Source organism: Salinivirga sp., assembly GCF_035268865.1.
Taxonomy (GTDB): Bacteria; Bacteroidota; Bacteroidia; order Bacteroidales; family Salinivirgaceae; genus Salinivirga.
Window position 1 is genome coordinate 1 of the sequence record NZ_DATFKB010000211.1, and the last position, 17,413, is coordinate 17,413.

Annotated in this window: 12 protein-coding genes and 3 tRNA genes; 9 read left to right on the forward strand and 6 right to left on the reverse strand. The window is 41.7% G+C overall.

Annotated elements, in window-relative coordinates; all coding sequences use genetic code 11:
• Together VJ937_RS12575 and VJ937_RS12580 are read left to right on the forward strand one after the other, a co-directional pair.
• Window positions 1-1,265: helicase-related protein (locus VJ937_RS12575; protein ID WP_324067639.1), on the forward strand; the 1,265-nt coding region annotated here is incomplete at its 5' end.
• Window positions 1,262-2,164 (forward strand): histone deacetylase, encoded by a 903-nt coding sequence (locus tag VJ937_RS12580; protein ID WP_324067641.1) that lies wholly within the window; start codon window positions 1,262-1,264, stop codon window positions 2,162-2,164. The genes VJ937_RS12575 and VJ937_RS12580, both read left to right, overlap by 4 nt.
• A 191-nt stretch (window positions 2,165-2,355) precedes the next feature.
• Here the strand turns inward: VJ937_RS12580 and VJ937_RS12585 are convergent, their stop codons facing one another.
• Both VJ937_RS12585 and VJ937_RS12590 read right to left on the reverse strand, forming a co-directional pair.
• Complete coding sequence (locus VJ937_RS12585; RefSeq protein WP_324067643.1) at window positions 2,356-2,766, reverse strand: secondary thiamine-phosphate synthase enzyme YjbQ; 411 nt, start codon at window positions 2,764-2,766, stop codon at window positions 2,356-2,358.
• Window positions 2,763-3,518: a phosphoadenylyl-sulfate reductase gene (locus VJ937_RS12590; protein ID WP_324067646.1), complete on the reverse strand. Its 756-nt coding sequence runs from the start codon at window positions 3,516-3,518 to the stop codon at window positions 2,763-2,765. Before VJ937_RS12590 ends, VJ937_RS12585 begins: the two co-directional genes overlap by 4 nt.
• Window positions 3,519-3,758: 240 nt before the next feature.
• Here VJ937_RS12590 and cysD point away from each other — a divergent pair, with 240 nt between their 5' ends.
• Both cysD and cysN read left to right on the forward strand, forming a co-directional pair.
• A complete protein-coding gene (cysD, locus tag VJ937_RS12595) occupies window positions 3,759-4,664 on the forward strand; it encodes a sulfate adenylyltransferase subunit CysD (protein ID WP_324067648.1) in 906 nt (301 codons plus the stop codon).
• Between the two features lie 53 nt (window positions 4,665-4,717).
• Window positions 4,718-6,025: a sulfate adenylyltransferase subunit CysN gene (gene cysN, locus VJ937_RS12600; RefSeq protein WP_324067651.1), complete on the forward strand. Its 1,308-nt coding sequence runs from the start codon at window positions 4,718-4,720 to the stop codon at window positions 6,023-6,025.
• An 80-nt stretch (window positions 6,026-6,105) separates the two neighbouring features.
• Here cysN and VJ937_RS12605 read toward each other — a convergent pair whose 3' ends face one another.
• Together VJ937_RS12605 and mnmA are read right to left on the reverse strand one after the other, a co-directional pair.
• Window positions 6,106-8,679: a beta-mannosidase gene (locus tag VJ937_RS12605; RefSeq protein WP_324067653.1), complete on the reverse strand. Its 2,574-nt coding sequence runs from the start codon at window positions 8,677-8,679 to the stop codon at window positions 6,106-6,108.
• A gap of 95 nt (window positions 8,680-8,774) precedes the next feature.
• On the reverse strand, window positions 8,775-9,830 hold the full coding sequence (gene mnmA / locus VJ937_RS12610; RefSeq protein ID WP_324067655.1) for a tRNA 2-thiouridine(34) synthase MnmA: 1,056 nt from the start codon (window positions 9,828-9,830) through the stop codon (window positions 8,775-8,777).
• Window positions 9,831-9,929: 99 nt separating this feature from the next.
• On the opposite strand from mnmA, the gene VJ937_RS12615 reads away from it, so the two are divergent.
• From VJ937_RS12615 to VJ937_RS12630, 4 genes are all read left to right on the forward strand, one after another.
• Entirely contained in the window at window positions 9,930-12,458 is a 2,529-nt protein-coding gene (locus VJ937_RS12615) for a tetratricopeptide repeat protein (protein ID WP_324067657.1), read from the forward strand.
• A gap of 14 nt (window positions 12,459-12,472) precedes the next feature.
• The gene (sucD, locus tag VJ937_RS12620) at window positions 12,473-13,345 is read left to right on the forward strand and encodes a succinate--CoA ligase subunit alpha (protein WP_324067659.1); all 873 of its coding nucleotides are present in this window, start codon (window positions 12,473-12,475) and stop codon (window positions 13,343-13,345) included.
• Window positions 13,346-13,945: 600 nt separating this feature from the next.
• Window positions 13,946-15,217 (forward strand): replication-associated recombination protein A, encoded by a 1,272-nt coding sequence (locus VJ937_RS12625; protein WP_324067661.1) that lies wholly within the window; start codon window positions 13,946-13,948, stop codon window positions 15,215-15,217.
• Window positions 15,218-15,339: 122 nt separating this feature from the next.
• A tRNA-Lys gene (locus VJ937_RS12630) sits at window positions 15,340-15,412 on the forward strand.
• A gap of 143 nt (window positions 15,413-15,555) precedes the next feature.
• On the opposite strand, the gene VJ937_RS12635 is transcribed toward VJ937_RS12630, so the two are convergent.
• Window positions 15,556-15,639, reverse strand: a tRNA-Leu gene (locus VJ937_RS12635).
• 5 nt (window positions 15,640-15,644) lie between these two features.
• A tRNA-Leu gene (locus tag VJ937_RS12640) sits at window positions 15,645-15,728 on the reverse strand.
• Between the two features lie 289 nt (window positions 15,729-16,017).
• On the opposite strand from VJ937_RS12640, the gene VJ937_RS12645 reads away from it, so the two are divergent.
• The gene (locus tag VJ937_RS12645; RefSeq protein ID WP_324067663.1) at window positions 16,018-16,911 is read left to right on the forward strand and encodes a bile acid:sodium symporter family protein; all 894 of its coding nucleotides are present in this window, start codon (window positions 16,018-16,020) and stop codon (window positions 16,909-16,911) included.
• Window positions 16,912-17,413 lie beyond the last annotated feature (502 nt).

Consider the following 17,413-nt stretch of genomic DNA (forward strand, 5'->3'; position numbering starts at 1 on the left):
ATATTGAACAGGACATGTTTAAACAGGTGGCGTATTTTAAAGAAATTGGAAAGCACCTCGAAGCCAAACGGCTGCAGGATCGTGTAACCTATGACCTGGAGATGATCAGGGAACTTGGACACTGTCCGGGTATTGAAAACTATTCCCGTTACTTCGATGGCCGCGCAGCCGGTACAAGACCTTTCTGCCTGCTGGACTATTTTCCGGATGATTACCTTGTATTTATTGATGAAAGCCATGTAAGTATCCCCCAGATTAAAGCCATGTACGGGGGCGACCATTCAAGAAAACTCACACTTGTTGAACATGGCTTCAGACTGCCGGCCGCCCTGGATAACAGACCACTAAAAATAGAAGAATTTGAGTCGCTGGTAAACCAAATTGTTTATGTCAGCGCAACACCGGCAGACTATGAGCTCGAGAAGAGTGAAGGTATTATAGCTGAGCAGGTAATCAGGCCCACAGGGCTGCTCGACCCGCGAATTGAAGTGCGCCCCAGCGGGAACCAGATTGACGACCTGATAGAAGAAGTAAACGATCGTGCACAAAGAGATGAACGCATACTTGTTACAACTCTCACAAAACGCATGGCAGAGGAGTTAACCAAATACTTTATTAAGTTACAGATAAAAACCCGCTACATACACTCCGACATTGATACACTCGAACGCGTGGAAATAATGAGTGACCTAAGAGCAGGACGCTTCGATGTTCTGGTAGGTGTAAACCTTTTGCGCGAGGGGCTCGACCTGCCCGAAGTGTCGCTGGTAGCCATTCTCGATGCCGATAAAGAAGGCTTTTTACGTTCTGAAAGATCACTCACCCAAACAGCAGGGCGCGCAGCACGAAATGTCAATGGTCTGGTAATTATGTATGCCGATAAAGTGACCAACTCCATGCAAAAAACCATTGATGAAACCGAACGCAGACGGTTGAAACAAATCAATTACAACCAGGAACACGGCATTACTCCGCAACCGCTAAAAAAAGAGCAACTCGAAACAATTTCCGATACCCTGGCAAAAAAAGGCGATGGCGGACCGGAGAAAAAAGCCTATATTCCCCCTCAGGAACCAATGGGAGAAGTTGCAGAAAAAGCGTACGATTACATGACACTGCCTGCACTGGAGGCTGCCATAAAAGAAGCCAAACAAAACATGGAAAAAATGGCTACTGATCTTAATTTTATTGCAGCAGCAAGGTATCGTGATGAAATGCAAAAACTTGAGGATATCCATAAAAAGAAAAAGGCTTTGCAGGAATGATTCAGATTTTTTTCGACGAAAAATATCACCTTGAGCTTCCGCCCAAACACAGATTCCCAATGGATAAGTACCGTCTGACCAAAGCGCAACTCATTTATGAGGGTACATTTACCGAAAGCAACTTTATATCGCCCAAACCAGCCACGCAAAAGCAACTTGTGGCCATACACGATCAAGCCTACATTGATAAGCTCAACAGTGGCAATTTAACACGGCACGAAATCAGGCGCTCCGGGTTTCCATACAGCCGCGACCTGGTGCTACGTGAAGAAAGTATTACCGGCGGTACTATAGCTGCAACTTACGCGGCCATGAAAGAAGGTGTTTCGTTTAACCTGGCGGGTGGCACGCACCATGCTTACCCCGATCATGCAGAAGGATTCTGCATTTATAACGACATAGCCGTAGCGGCCCGCGATTATTTACATAAATTCCCGAATAACCAAATACTGGTTGTCGATTTAGATGTACACCAGGGCAATGGTACAGCCCATATTTTCAAAGACGAACCACGCGTATTTACCTTAAGCGTACATGGCGAAAAAAACTACCCCATGCACAAAGAACAATCAGACCTTGACATCCCACTTTCCGACACAACCACAGACAGACAGTACCTTGAAATCGTGCAGGAAAACCTGGTGGAGCTTATCGACCGCGTGAAGCCGGACTTCATCTATTTTCAATCGGGCGTGGATATTCTGGTGAATGACAAACTGGGAAAAGTCAGCATTAGTATGTCAGCCTGCCGCGAACGCGATATGATTGTTTTCGAAACACTCTACACCAAAGGCATTCCTACGGCCGTATCCATGGGTGGCGGTTATGCCGACCGCTTGCGCGATATTGTAGAAGCCCATTGCAACACTTTCCGGGTGGCGAAGCATTTGTATGAATAAACATGAAATTAGGGTAAACATTTGGTCGAATCCAAATTGTTGTATACCACTAGATATAATGTATGAAGCTGCAATTACTTAGCGCTGTATGAATATAAACATGGTTTCAGAAACCTGAATCAGTTCACTTCAGTCTGTGACCTAAAGTACACCAACAAACCCACCATAAGCAACTTCAGCCAATCAACTTCTTAACTAAAAACAGTAGCTGTAACCCGGCGGTGTCCCCCACTGTTCCTGAATTCGCAGAGGTAAATGCCCTGCCAGGTGCCCATATCAAGCTTTCCATGGCGAATAGGGATAGTAACCTCATTGCCCACAAGACTGGTTTTAATGTGTGCAGGCATATCGTCAGCTCCTTCCATGGTGTGTGTAAATTCAGGAAAGTTTTCAGGTACCATGTGATTAAAAAAGGTTTCGAAATCGTCCCTGACCGAAGGGTCTGCATTCTCATTTATGGTAAGTCCGGCTGAAGTATGGCGCAGAAACAGATGTAGAAGTCCCTGATCAGGTAAATCACCCAGGGCTTGCTCCACTTGCCTTGTAATGAGATGAAATCCACGACCTCCTCCACTTACCGTAAATTCTTTGGAGTGTATCATTTTTTATCAAGGTTTTTGAAATCAAACGAGACTTCTGTTTTCAGGTCATCCTGTACATGTAAACCACACTCTTTATGCTCAGGATCTTCCCACCACCAGCGTCCGGCACGCACATCTTCTCCGGGTTTAACAGCTCTGGTACATGGCTGGCAACCTATACTCGGATAACCTTTGTCGTGCAATTTATGATAAGGCACATGATTCACTGTAATATAATCCCATACCTGATCCTCTTTCCAGTCGATTAGTGGGTTTATCTTAACCAGTCCGTTGGCCTCATCCCACTCTACTTTTTGCACTTCAGTACGGGTGACGGATTGCTCGCGTCTGAGTCCACTTATCCAGGCTTTTCGTCCTGAAAATGCACGCTTAAGGGGTTCAATTTTCCTGATGTGGCAGCACATTTTTCTGTTTTCAACAGAGTGGTAAAACAGGTTGACTCCTTTATTATTGACCATCTCCTCTACCTGCTTGTAATCGGGAAAATAGATTTTAATTTTAGTTTTGTAAAAATCGTTGGTTTCATCTATCAATTGATAAGTTTCGGGAAATAGCCGTCCGGTATCAAGTGTAAATACTTCAACAGAAGGTGCTTTCTTCATCAACATATCAGTAAGCACCTGGTCTTCTGCTCCCATACTGGAAGATAGCACTAAATCTGCACCAAATCGCTCAATGGCCCAATCTAATGTCTCGCGTGCATCAGCCTTAGCCAGTTTTTCATTTACACGTTCAATTTCTTTTCTATCCATAATTTAAGTGTATCATTAAACCACTAAAATCGCAAGAAAATCTATTTTAGCAAAAGATTTTTATTTACAATCAGTACTAAACATTTGGCGATTTCTGGTTTTTAATTGTCTACAAGGTTGGTGCAAAAATACTCAATTCCTAAAAATTAAGCTAATTCAGACAGGAATTTTCGCCGTACACATTTTTTTTTTACTTTTGTGGATCTTAAATCAGCCATAGTTACAATTTTAAAACGACTTATGGAAAAATACGCAGTTAAACACTTAAGGGAGTTAGAGGCAGAATCGATTTTTGTAATCCGTGAAGTAGCAGCACAGTTCGACCGGCCGGCAATGCTGTTCTCTGGAGGGAAAGATTCTATTGTCATGTTTCATTTAGCAAGAAAAGCATTTTGGCCGGCAAGGGTACCATTCCCTTTAATGCACATTGATACAGGGCATAATTTCGACGAAACAATTGAATTTCGCGATAGATTGGCAAAAGAAACCGGCACAAAAATGCTGGTTAAATATGTTCAGGATACAATTGACGCAGGAAAAGTTGTTGAAGAAACCGGGTACGATGCCAGTCGTAATGTATTGCAAACAGTAACACTACTTGACGGAATCGAAGAAGAGCAAATAGATGCAGCCATGGGTGGCGGCCGCAGGGATGAAGAAAAAGCCCGCGCCAAAGAACGGTTCTTCTCACACCGTGACGATTTTGGGCAGTGGGATCCAAAGAACCAGCGGCCAGAGTTGTGGAATTTGTTTAACGGAAGAAAAAATATGGGCGAACACTTTAGAGTATTCCCCATCAGCAACTGGACTGAAATGGACGTTTGGCAATACATTCTATTGGAAAACATTGAAATTCCGAACATCTATTTCACACACAAACGCAGAGTATTCAACCGTAATGGTGTATGGCTTGCCGAAGCATCATTTATGAAGACCAGGGACTCTGAAGAAGTAGTTGAGAAAGAAGTACGTTGCCGCACCATTGGTGATATTACCAATACGGGACTCACCGAATCAAAAGCCAGAACACTGGAAGAAATTGTGCAGGAAGTAGCTGCAACCCGTACCACAGAACGGGGAGCCAGAGCTGACGACAAGCGATCGGAAGCCGCTATGGAAGATAGAAAAAAGGATGGATACTTCTAGAGCAAATCCATCGGAGGAATGTAAGTTTAATTTTAACAGTTGAATGAAACACCATGAAAGACGAAAATTACAGCACCCAATCGCAATCGACAGAAGGCTATCTTGATATGGAACTGCTGCGCTTTACTACAGCCGGCAGTGTTGATGATGGGAAAAGCACATTGATTGGACGCTTACTTTACGATAGTAAATCTATTTTCGAAGATCAACTGGACTCTATTGAAGAAGCCAGCGAACGCATGGGTAGCGAAGATACCAATCTGGCGCTGCTAACAGACGGACTTCGTGCCGAGCGCGAGCAAGGCATCACCATCGATGTAGCGTACAGATATTTTGCTACACCCAAACGAAAATTTATTATAGCTGATACACCGGGACACATCCAGTATACACGTAATATGGTAACTGGCGCTTCAACTGCCAATGCAGCCATTGTGCTTATCGATGCGCGAAACGGTGTACTCGAACAAACCAAAAGGCATGCATTTATAGCAAACCTCTTGCAAATACCACACGTGCTCCTGTGCGTTAATAAAATGGACCTTGTGGATTTTTCACAGGAACGTTATGAAGAGATAAAAGCCGATTTTCAAAAGATTGCAGACAAGTTGAATATTCCTGATATTCACTTTATCCCGATGAGTGCCAAAGAAGGCGACAATGTAGTAACTCGCTCAGAAACAATGACCTGGTACGAGGGCCCCACATTACTGAACCTACTTGAAACACTAAAAATCACCAGCGATAAAAACTACACAGACAAGCGTCTGCCTGTTCAATACGTAATTCGCCCACTGCGCGATGAATATCATGATTACAGAGGCTATGCAGGTCGTGTAGCAGGTGGTGTATTCAAAAAAGGCGACAAAGTAGCTGTTATGCCTTCGGGAATTGAATCAACTGTCAAAAGTGTATCTATTTTTGACAAAAATCTTGAAGAAGCCTATCCTCCGCTTTCTGTGACAATTGAACTGGAAGATGATATAGACATCAGTCGTGGTGATATGATAGTGGATGCCAATAATAAAACGCATTGCACACAGGAAATGGATTTGATGATTACCTGGATGAGTGAAAAACCCATGACACCGGGTGGTAAATACATCCTGAAACATACCAGCAATGAGGTGAAATGTAAAATCACAAATATTAAGTACAGACTTGACATCAACAAGCTGGAAATTATGGATGAAGGTGTGGCTTTTGGCCTAAACGATATCGGTCGCATCTCCATAAAAACAACCAAGCCGCTAAACTGGGACGCATACAACCGCAACAGAATAACCGGAAGTTTAATTCTGATTGAGGAAGGTACAAACAATACTGTAGGTGCAGGAATGCTGGTAGACCCAGAAGAATAGCAAAAATTGAATTTTATATACAGGGTTGTCTTTTGACAGCCCTTTTTTTATCTTAACACCATAAAACAAAAAACTCAATTCTAAATATCGTCAATTATACCATTCACATTTTTAAATCGAATGGATGACTCCAGACGCTTAAAATCAACTTTTGTAGAAACCTTGAATTCATAGGTCCGGTCAGGCAGCATGTCAACAAAGTTGCTTGAAAAACTCACATCGTAGGGCATAAAATTAACAAACATCGATCTTATGAAAACCGGTGATGTTACCTCAAGTATAGCCCCGTCATTATCTTCTGACAACTCATAAGCAAACTGCGACCGGGGCAGTTTCAACATATTGTCATCCACCAGCGTAAGTACAGACTCATGCCAGCCCCCATCGTCTTTAAACTCTAAGTAAAGCAACATTTCACGGGGATCGAACCCTTTAAAAAGTTCCGGGTCAAAATTTACCACAAGATTTGAATCGCATGAAACCTCAACTTCATCGGTATACTTCTGGAACACCTTACCATAGAAGTCCATAACAGTAAGCTTGTAGCGCACCTCCTCAGTATCCGGATCATCATTCACTATGGTCAGCCTAAAAGGTTGAGTAAGCGTATCGGCGAAAATGGAAACGGGATTAAAAGCCTTTTTAATGGCATAATAAGCAGCTTTCTTTTTACCATAAAAATCGACCATGGACCACGATACCGCCGGCCAGCAATCATTCAGTTGCCACATTAAAGAACCCATGCAATATGGTTTCTTTTTACGGTGCGTACTTATAGCCGTCTCCATAGCTCGTGCCTGAAGCAATTGGGTTAAAAATGGGTAATTGTTGAATGATGTCTCTGATGTGTAGTACCGGTCGAGGTAGTGCATAAGCCGGTCATTACCACCTGTAGATTTCTGATGATTTGAGAAACCCGGAGAGCGTAAACTAAAATCTGCTTCACGCATAAACAGCCCTAACGATGAAAGCGATGGTATAGATTGGAATCCATACTCAGACATAAATCGGCCATAATTGGTTTGGTAGCTTTCAAATGGCGCCTTTCCCCACCATACCATCCAGTAGTGGCGGTCTCCTGAAGTATCGGACTTGGGTACACCTGGCGCAGATTGTGGGGAAGAAGACCAGTAAGGCCGGTAAGGATCGTGCTGTGAGAGCACATTCGGAATTATACTATGGAATAATGTATCATAACTTTGGTATATTTTATCGGCAACCCGCCTGCCCTGATTACGAACCACACGCTTTTCCCAACCCCAGTTATTCCAGGCCGATATCACTTCATTATTTCCACACCATGCCACAATTGACGGGTGATTCTTTAAACGAGTTACATTATACTTTACCTCATGCTTTACATTTTCAAAATACCCCGGGTAATCGGGCACCATGCTACAGGCAAACATAAAATCCTGCCAAACCAATAAGCCAAGTGAATCGCAAAGCTCATAAAAGTAGTTACGCTGGTAAATACCACCGCCCCATACACGAACCATATTCATATTTGCTTCGACTACTTTTTCCAATAAATCTCTTATTGCTGTTTGCGTTACATCGGCAGGTAAAATATTCAGTGGCACCATATTCGCACCGCGGGCAAAAACGGGAGTATCATTAATTTTAAAATAAAAAGATGCCCCTGCACTGTCCGGTTCCTGCACAAGTTCAACACTTCGCAACCCAAACCTTGCAGACAGTTCATCGTCGTGGTTCTTGTCCCGGGAGAGTTTAGCCTCAACCGTGTACATGTGTTGGTCGCCATATCCGCGTGGCCACCATAATTCAGGATCATCAATTTTCATTGTAAAACGATGCTCAGATACGCCGGCAGGGAGTTCAAGTGGGTAAGTACGATCTACTTCTCCTTTAATTTTCAGTTTCAGAGCACTTTTAAGCGGCCCCACGCTATATAATTTCACATTAAAATCTACAATAGCACTATCGGCATTCAAACTTTTCTGGTCGACTGAAATCTGCTGAATATGGGCTTCAGGGCGCTTCTCAAAATGGACTGAACGCCAAATACCCGTAGTTAAAATGCGCGGGGCAAAATCCCAACCGAATTGAACCGGTGCCTTGCGTGCAAACACACTTATACGCTTGCCGGGAATTCCACCTAACGTATCGTTGTCGTTTGCAGATACCGGTAAATTATAATTTAACCGATTATAGTATCTCAAGGTAGCCTTTACCGGAGATTCAAAAAATATTTTCAAAATATTTTTACCGTTCTTCAACAGCGGATCAACCCTGATCGATTTGCCTACAAACATATTCTCCGTAGCCCAAATCAATGTATCATTCAAATAAACCTTTGCATAAGTATCGAGCCCTTTAAAAGTTAACCAGCCCTGCTCACCATAAAGTTGATCGCGATGAAAAGTAAATTCCTTTTTATAAATCCAGTTCTTTTTATCGATCCACTGAATATTCTTCTCATTATCGCGATAAAAAGGCGGGTCAATTAATTGATGCGCTCTCAGGTCGCTTTGCACACTTCCCGGAACAGTGGCGGAGTGCCATGCAGAGTCTTGCTCATTTTTAAAAACCCAGCCAGAATGCATGTCGGGCCAGCTATGCTGCTGTTTCTTACAGCCCGTAGATAAAACAATCGTGGTAAAAATGATTACAATAAAGAAGTAACGCCCCATGCTTTTTTTGTCCAAATTACTAAAAAAAGCAACATGCTACCAACCATGCCCACTCTGATTTTTCAACAACAGGCCTAATCATTGAATTAAAACGTCTAATTCGTCACTTCATCAATATAGCCGCCACCAACCAGGTATTCATCTATGTAAACAGCTGCTGTTTGCCCTGGTGTTACCGCCCATTCGGGCTCTGACAATTCTACACGAAGCCTGTCTTCGTCTTTTCGCAAAACCCCTTTTGCTTTTTGGCTTCGGTAGCGAATCTTTATCTCTACTTCACAGTTTGCAACTGCAGGTAGATAATGAATCGTCCAGTTTTTTAAATAAAAATCCCTGCTCCATAACCGCCCGGCATGAGCCAAAACCACATGGTTCGACTCCGGAATAAGCTTTTTTACAAATTTTTTTTCTTTAAAGTTCAGGCCCAAACCTTTGCGTTGGCTGATGGTGTAAAACAAATATCCATCATGCCTGCCGAGGACCTCCCCCTCTTCAGACAGAAAGTTACCTTTACCGGGCATTTCAGTCTCTTTAAGCATAGCTTTCAGAGTATGACGATAGTTTTTACCTGTAAAACATGGCCCTGTACTCTCTTTTTGCCGGGAAAATGTTGTGAAACCATTTTTTTGGGCAATTTCCTTCACTTCTGCCTTATACATCTTGCCTAAAGGCAACTCAATTTGCTCAACCTGTTCAGGTTTCAGGCTCCATAAAAAAAAGCTCTGATCCTTTTCAGAATCAATGCCTTTTGTGAAAAAAAGATTTCCGTTGAGTGCTTTCTTTTGGGCGTAGTGACCGGTAGCCACTTTTAATGCACCCACACGCTCTGCATATTCAAACAATTTGGGCCATTTTACATGCTGATTGCAAAAAACGCAGGGATTTGGTGTTTTCCCTGACAGATATCCCTGTTTAAAATAGGTTAGAACACTTTTGAATGAAGACCTTACATCAAAAAAATCATGGTTGATATTAAGCAATGCCGCAGCCTTTTTAACATGTTCCTGAAAAGCGGGAGTTTTATGCGAATTATTAAAAATTAAAGTAACGGCATATACCTCATAACCACTATTTTTAAGTAACAGACAAGTAACAAGGCTGTCAACACCTCCACTAAAACCGACAACTATTTTGTGTTTTGAAACGACCATTCACAAAGGGACTATTATATTTTTCAGTATCTTAGCTTCCCAAAATCAAAAAAGCTAACCTGATTGTATCAAAATTCAAAAATAAACGTATTTTCCGGAATGAAACAATTATTGCTTCTCCTTATTCTTGTGATTTCGAAAGGGCTTTCTGCCCAAAAGGCAGATAGTCTTAACCGACTATTTTTAAATTCAGAAGGAGAAGAAAAATATAAAAACGCCTATTTTCTGGCAAAATACTGGTATGACCAGAAGAACGACTCGGCACTTTACTTTTTAGATTATATTATTAATAAAACTCCGGAAAACGGAAAAGATACGATCAGAGCAAATGCATTGAGACTCAAAGGTAATCTCTACATTTTTGAACGCGACTACAGAAAGGCTGAAAGGCACTATAAAGCAGCGCTGGAAATATACAGGAAAGCCAATCACTTAAAAGGCATAGATGCAACGCTCAATAACCTGGGAATTGTGATGCTGCGCCAGCACAAACACGACGAAGCTATCGAATTGCTTCAAGAAAGCATTGAAAATGCTCAAAAAAAAGATGATCTCTTATCAGTGGCTAAAACATACCATAATTTAGGTTATATCTATGAACTTAAACTGGATAATGAAAAAGCACTTGAATACTATTTAAAAGCGCTTCAATTAAAACGAAATTTCAGTGACTCATCTTCCGTATCGTCCACACTTAATAATATCGGAAATATTTATGCCAACTACGAAGAGCATCAAAAAGCAGAAGAGTACTACCGGCAATCGTTAGCCATTAGCCGGTACCTTAAAGACTCGGCTGATATTGCTTTAAGATATTACAACCTCGCCAGGAACTACAGAAAGATGCACAAACTCGAAAAAAGTATGGAGTATTTCCTGGCCTCCCTTGAAATTTATGAATTATTGAAGAAGCCAGAGGAAATAAGTAAAGTTTATAATGCTTTAGGTAATTTGTATGCACTCTGGCAAAAAAATAAGGAGGCGATTTTACATTATGAAAAAGCCATTAAATACCTGGATGAAAATGAAGATGCTAATACCCTGGCCCGGATATACAACAACCTGGCTGATATTAATGACCAGGCAGGAAACATTAAGCAGGCAGAAACTTATTATAAAAAGTCGCAGGAGCATTTCCATAAAACCAAACTCTTTAAGGAGTATATTACTGTCAATATAAACTATGCCCAGTTTTTAATCAAACAGAAGGAATTTGAAAAAGCCAGGAAACTTCTTGCAGAAACCATACAACTGGCCAAAGAAAAAGACAATATGTACCTGATGTCCAATGCACTGATATCCTACAGCAAACTTTACAATGCAAAAAGACAGTACCGCACAGCTCTTAATATACTTAATGAAGCAAACAAAAAAGCAGCGCAAACAAATTCTTTTAAATTGAAACAAAGAATTTATTTAGAGTACTACAAAAATTTTAAAAAATTAAGACAATACCGCAACGCATTAAGCTACTATGAACGCTACCAGGAGATGGGAGATTCTATATTCACGAAAGAGACACTAAAAAATATAGCAGAACTGGAAAAACAGTATCAACTAAAACAAAAGGAAAAAGAAATTCTTCTGTTATCGTCCAAAAACAAACTGAAAGAACTGGAAAATACCGCACAGCGAATTAAAATAAAAAATGTCACCATTGTTAGAAATGTTGCCATTGGAGGTGGTTTTCTTTTACTGCTGCTGGTCGTCATTAGTTTTTATGCATTTTTGTCCAAACGCAGAGCCAATAAAAAACTTAAAGTATACAATGCTGAAATAACAGAACAAAAAGAAGAGATTCAATCACAAAACGATGAGATTGCAGCACAACTTAAGCAAATCGAAAAACAAAAAAACGAGCTGGAGATACAGCAAAACAATATTAAAGATAGCATTAACTATGCACAATATATTCAAAAAAGTATTTTCCCATCAGAAGATTTCTTCAGCCAGTTTTTTAATGATTATTTCATATTTTACCGGCCAAAAGACATTGTAAGTGGCGATTTCTATTTCGGAGAAACAAGCCCAGACGCTATTTACCTGGCTGTTATAGACTGCACCGGCCATGGAGTCCCAGGTGCTTTTATGAGTATGCTTGGCTACAATGCTTTGCGCTCTGCAGTATTAGAGCAAAAAATAACCAACCCATCTAAAATACTCGATCACATAGACTTGCACATTAAAGAGGCCACCCACTCATCGCCGGAAATTGAAGGTAGCGGAATGGACGTGATTTTGCTGAAATTTGATAAAGAAATGCATGAGGTGGAAGTAAGTGGAGCCAAACGGCCGCTAATTATTTTCAGAGACGGAGAACTAATTGAAATTGCCGGTACTAAACGTTCAGTAGGCCGATTAAGTCATAAAAACCAAAAAAAATTCACCTCAAAAAAGTGGCCACTTGAACCTAACGATACCTTGTATCTGTTTACAGATGGCATTGTCGATCAATTTGGAGGTCCCAAAACTAAAAAATTTAAGTCTGTGCAGTTTAAAAATAAGCTCTCAGAAATACAAAACATGGAATTATCTATACAGAAAAATATATTAATTCGTACATTTGATGAATGGAAAGGCCAGAATGAACAAATCGACGATATATTGGTATTAGGTATTAAGATATAAAACAAATAACACTTATGAGCGTACTGATCAACGACAATTCCAAAATACTGGTGCAAGGATTTACCGGTAGTGAGGGCAGTTTTCATGCCCAACAAATGATAGATTACGGCACAAATGTAGTAGGTGGCGTAACACCCGGAAAAGGTGGAGAAACACATCTTGGCAAGCCTGTTTTCAACACAGTTGAAGAAGGGAAAAAAGCTACAGGAGCAAATGTTTCGGTTATTTTTGTACCACCCGCCTTTGCAGCCGACGCCATAATGGAAGCAACCGATGCAGGAATTGAGCTCATTGTAACCATAACCGAAGGTATACCAACCAGCGATATGGTTAAGGTAAAAGAGTATATGGACGGTAAAAAAACAAGACTGGTTGGACCCAATTGTCCGGGTGTAATTTCACCGGGAATGGGTAAAGTAGGAATTATGCCGGGCTTTATACATGAGCAGGGTACCATTGGCATTGTATCACGTTCAGGAACCTTAACTTACGAAGCTGTTGACCAGGTTACAAAGGCCGGCCTTGGTCAATCGACCTGTATTGGTATTGGTGGCGACCCAATTGTAGGTACCTCTACACTCGATGCTGTAAAACTACTGATGGAAGATGAAGGTACAGACGGCATCATCATGATTGGTGAAATTGGAGGCAATATGGAAGCAGAAGCTGCCGAATGGATTAAAGCAAACGGTAAAAAACCTGTTGTAGGTTTTATTGCCGGTCAAACAGCTCCAAAAGGCCGAAGAATGGGACACGCCGGTGCTATTATCGGAGGTAAAAACGATACTGCCGCAGCTAAAATGAAGATTATGCAGGATTGTGGCATTCATGTAGTTCAGTCACCAGCTCATTTGGGCGAAACCATGGCCAAAGCGCTTAAGAATTAATTAATGATAATAATTCCAGGGGCTTTCTGTTTTTCTGCAGGAAGCCTCTTTTTTATAAAACACCCTCCCAAACAGCAGGCAAACCTTTTGTTTCAAATAACTCATCGCTCTACACCTGTTTTGTGCATGAATATGATAACTGGTGAAATAGATGTTGATTAAAAGTAACATATCTTCCAAGCCTTTCTAGTTTGGGTGTCCCGTTCTGGTTCGTTCAAATTTTTAAACTGTGTTACATAAATCCAGACATTTATGATGATTAATTTCTTTTTTAAAGATTGCTCGCCACGCACCCCATCATAAAAAGACGCCACGAACGCTACGAGTTATCACGTTGCGAACGTTGCGCCTTCGTTGCGGTCGCTGCGTGAAATATGATTCCAAAACGTCATTAGACTGAAGCAAAAAAGTAAGATTAAAAATGACTATTCCATTTTAATGCATTCTGTAGTTTTGTTCTCCGATTGCTCAAAACAGGCAACAGCAAGCAAACCCTTTGTTTCAAATAGCTACCTCTTCTACATTGATAAAAACCAGTAAAAAAAACCTAAAAAGTCTGGAGTATTCGCCCGGCTGGCCTATTTTTGTTAAAAAAATAATATGCAACCACTTGCAGAACGTCTACGGCCCAAAACCATTGATGAATATATCGGACAGGATCACCTTGTTGGTGAAGGCTCTGTGCTCCGGCAACACATTATTAATGGCAGAATACCATCAATGATTTTATGGGGCCCGCCCGGTGTAGGAAAGACGACCCTGGCACGCATCATAAGCAATCAACTAGACAGGCCTTTTTACACCTTAAGTGCTGTTTCAAGCGGTGTAAAAGATGTACGTAAAGCCATAGATCAGGCCAGAAACGCCCAAATGTTCAACAAAGATGGCGCAATTCTTTTTATTGACGAGATACACCGTTTCAGCAAATCACAGCAGGATTCATTGTTGGGCGCAGTTGAGGAAGGTATTATTAAGCTTATTGGAGCCACAACCGAAAACCCCTCTTTTGAAGTAATTACCCCGCTCCTCTCCCGCTGCCAGGTTTATGTATTAAAATCGCTCGAAGAAAAAGAGCTTGATATACTTGCCCAAAAAGCCATCACAGAAGATGCTGAAATGAAAAAACGTAAGTTCGATATAAAACAAAAAACAGCACTTTTCAGATATTCAGGAGGAGATGCGCGAAAATTGTACAATATCATCGAGCTTTTGGCCAATAATACCGACACCGACCCGGTAATTGTAGACGATAAAAGGGTAACCGAAGTACTGCAAGCCACAACAGCACAGTACGACAAACAGGGAGAACAACATTACGACATCATATCAGCATTCATTAAATCAGTGCGCGGAAGCGATCCCAACGGTGCTATTTATTGGTTGGCGCGCATGCTCGAAGGTGGTGAAGATGTTAAATTTATTGCCCGCCGACTGGTAATTCTTGCCGCAGAAGATATAGGTCTTGCCAATCCGAATGCATTATTAATGGCCAATGCATGTTTCGATGCAGTGCATAAGATAGGAATGCCCGAAGCACGCATACCATTATCTGAAGCTACCATATACCTGGCAAACTCAGCCAAAAGCAACAGTGCCTACATGGCTATTGACGAGGCACTGGCGCTGGTAAAACAAACGGGCGATCTGCCAGTACCGCTGCACCTACGCAATGCGCCTACCAAACTCATGAAAGAGCTCGATTATGGCAAGTCTTACAAATATAGTCACGACTTTCAGGACAACTTTACCGATCAACAATACCTGCCTGACAAATTAGATGGGCATACTATTTATAAACCTCAAAGCAATAGCCAGGAGCAAAAATCCGGGGAGAGTCTCACAAAACGATGGAAAAATCGTTATAAATATTAAACTTAATTTTCTCTAAATCAAACAGTGGCAAAACAGCTCTAAAAAAACCGTAAAAATTCGTAATAATATTTTTGTTGATTCGATGTAACCCTTTATATTTGCACCCGCTTTGGCACACAACCGACTCAGTAGCTCAGTTGGTAGAGCACATCCCTTTTAAGGATGGGGTCCTGGGTTCGAGACCCAGCTGAGTCACAAAAAATGCGACAATCAAACGATTGTCGCATTTTTTTATTTGAACCCCTGCCAAAATATCTTAATGTTTATACTAGCCACATAATGTAACTATAAAAAAAGCCTTGCAAATATTCACTTGCAAGGCTATAATAGTTTTTCTGTGCCCAGAACAGGAATCGAACCTGCACTTCATTGCTGAAACTAGTCCCTGAAACTAGCGCGTCTACCAATTCCGCCATCTGGGCGCCTGTGCCCGGAACAGGAATCGAACCTGCACCCACTTACGTGGACATGGCCCTCAACCATGCGCGTCTACCTATTCCGCCATCCGGGCTGTTTTTAGCGGATGCAAATATAATGGATTTTTTTTCATGTGCCAAAACCATTAAGTTGATTTTTTTAGCAGAAAAGAACACCAAAATTAATTCACAAAAGATTATTGCTTTTTACTAAAAAGTAATAATATCATTTACAATACATTCCATTAATAAGATTGTCGGGACCCTTTCGCATAGCTAAAAGTAACTTTTAAAGCAAGCCCATCATAAATAAGACTTATTACCCGTTTTAACATCACAACTCAGGAATATATGCTAACTTTGTAGTTTGTATTTTTATTCAATATGAGAGAACTTTTCTCCGAATATGCTTTGCCCGCTACACTGGCCATAATTATGGGCGGTATGGGACTTTCGCTTGAGTTTAAAGACTTCAGGCAGGTATTTGTCAGGCCACGTCCCATACTAACGGGTCTTTTCAGCCAGATGATACTCCTCCCACTTATCGCGTTTGTGCTTGTCGGGTTCACCGACCTCGATCCATATATAAAAGTTGGCTTTATACTCATAGCAGCCTGCCCCGGAGGCACAGCATCGAATCTGGTCACGCACCTTTTAAAAGGTAATCTGGCCCTGTGTGTATCGCTATCTTCGCTCAACAGTTTGCTCATTCTTTTTACGCTTCCACTATATGTAAACATTGCATTGCAAATATTTGTAGGTACATCGGCCGAAATCCACCTACCCTTTTCATCGACCATGCGCGAGGTATTTTTTGTAATTGCCATACCGGTTTTTACAGGTATGCTCATACGCTGGTGGAAGAAAGAGATGGCCATAAAACTCGAAAAACCTTTGCGCTACATCATGACGCTTTTGCTATTAGCTGTTTTTGTTGTAGTCATATTTTTTGAAGAGCAGGAAGAAGCCGCACAAATAAAAGATTACATTGATATTCTGCCGTGGGCCCTGGCACTCAATGTAGTCTCAATGATTGCCGGATTTCTGGTTGGTATGGGGCTCAAAACAGGTTATAAAAACAGCTACACCATCAGTATTGAGGTTGGCTTGCAAAACAGCGCCCTGGCCATATTTGTGGCCAAATCATTATTGGAGAACAATACCATGGCCGTAGTAGCAGTCATTTACAGCTCCTTCACCTTCTTCAGCACCGCATTCATTGGCTGGCTTTTAAAACAATACGTTTTTAACCGCTACGTGGTAAAAAGAAACCAATAAAAATAAAGCCTGAGTACTCGTACGGCAGCGGGTTTCTCGCAACGAGCGCAAAAAGTTCTTACGTTGCAGGCGTTGCGTAATTCAAAAACCACCTCATGTCCTGACTGAATCAATCCGAGCAACCCTCAGCGACAGCCTCGCAGCAAGCGAGACCGTCGCTTGCCTGAGCGCGCGCCTTTTTCGTTTCCAGACAATACTGGCACCGATCACAGATGGGCGCTAACGGTTAGAGTCAGTGAGGTGCGGGGAGGCAGGTAAGTGTGTCAGTTTCGGTTTCCTGTTCCGGTTATTCACCTCATCCTGGCCCTCTTCCGCTGGTAATCGGACACGGCCTCAAGGAGAAAGAGTGCTCCGTTATATTACCTCATCCTGTCCTTCTCCTGAGAGGAGAAGGGACGCTCCGATCAGGTTGTATTACAGAACACTAACCTGATTACAGGTAATTTCGTTCGTTTTGTTGCTCATGGCCGTAGCGTAGAAATTTTGTACAGGCTGCGCAGTG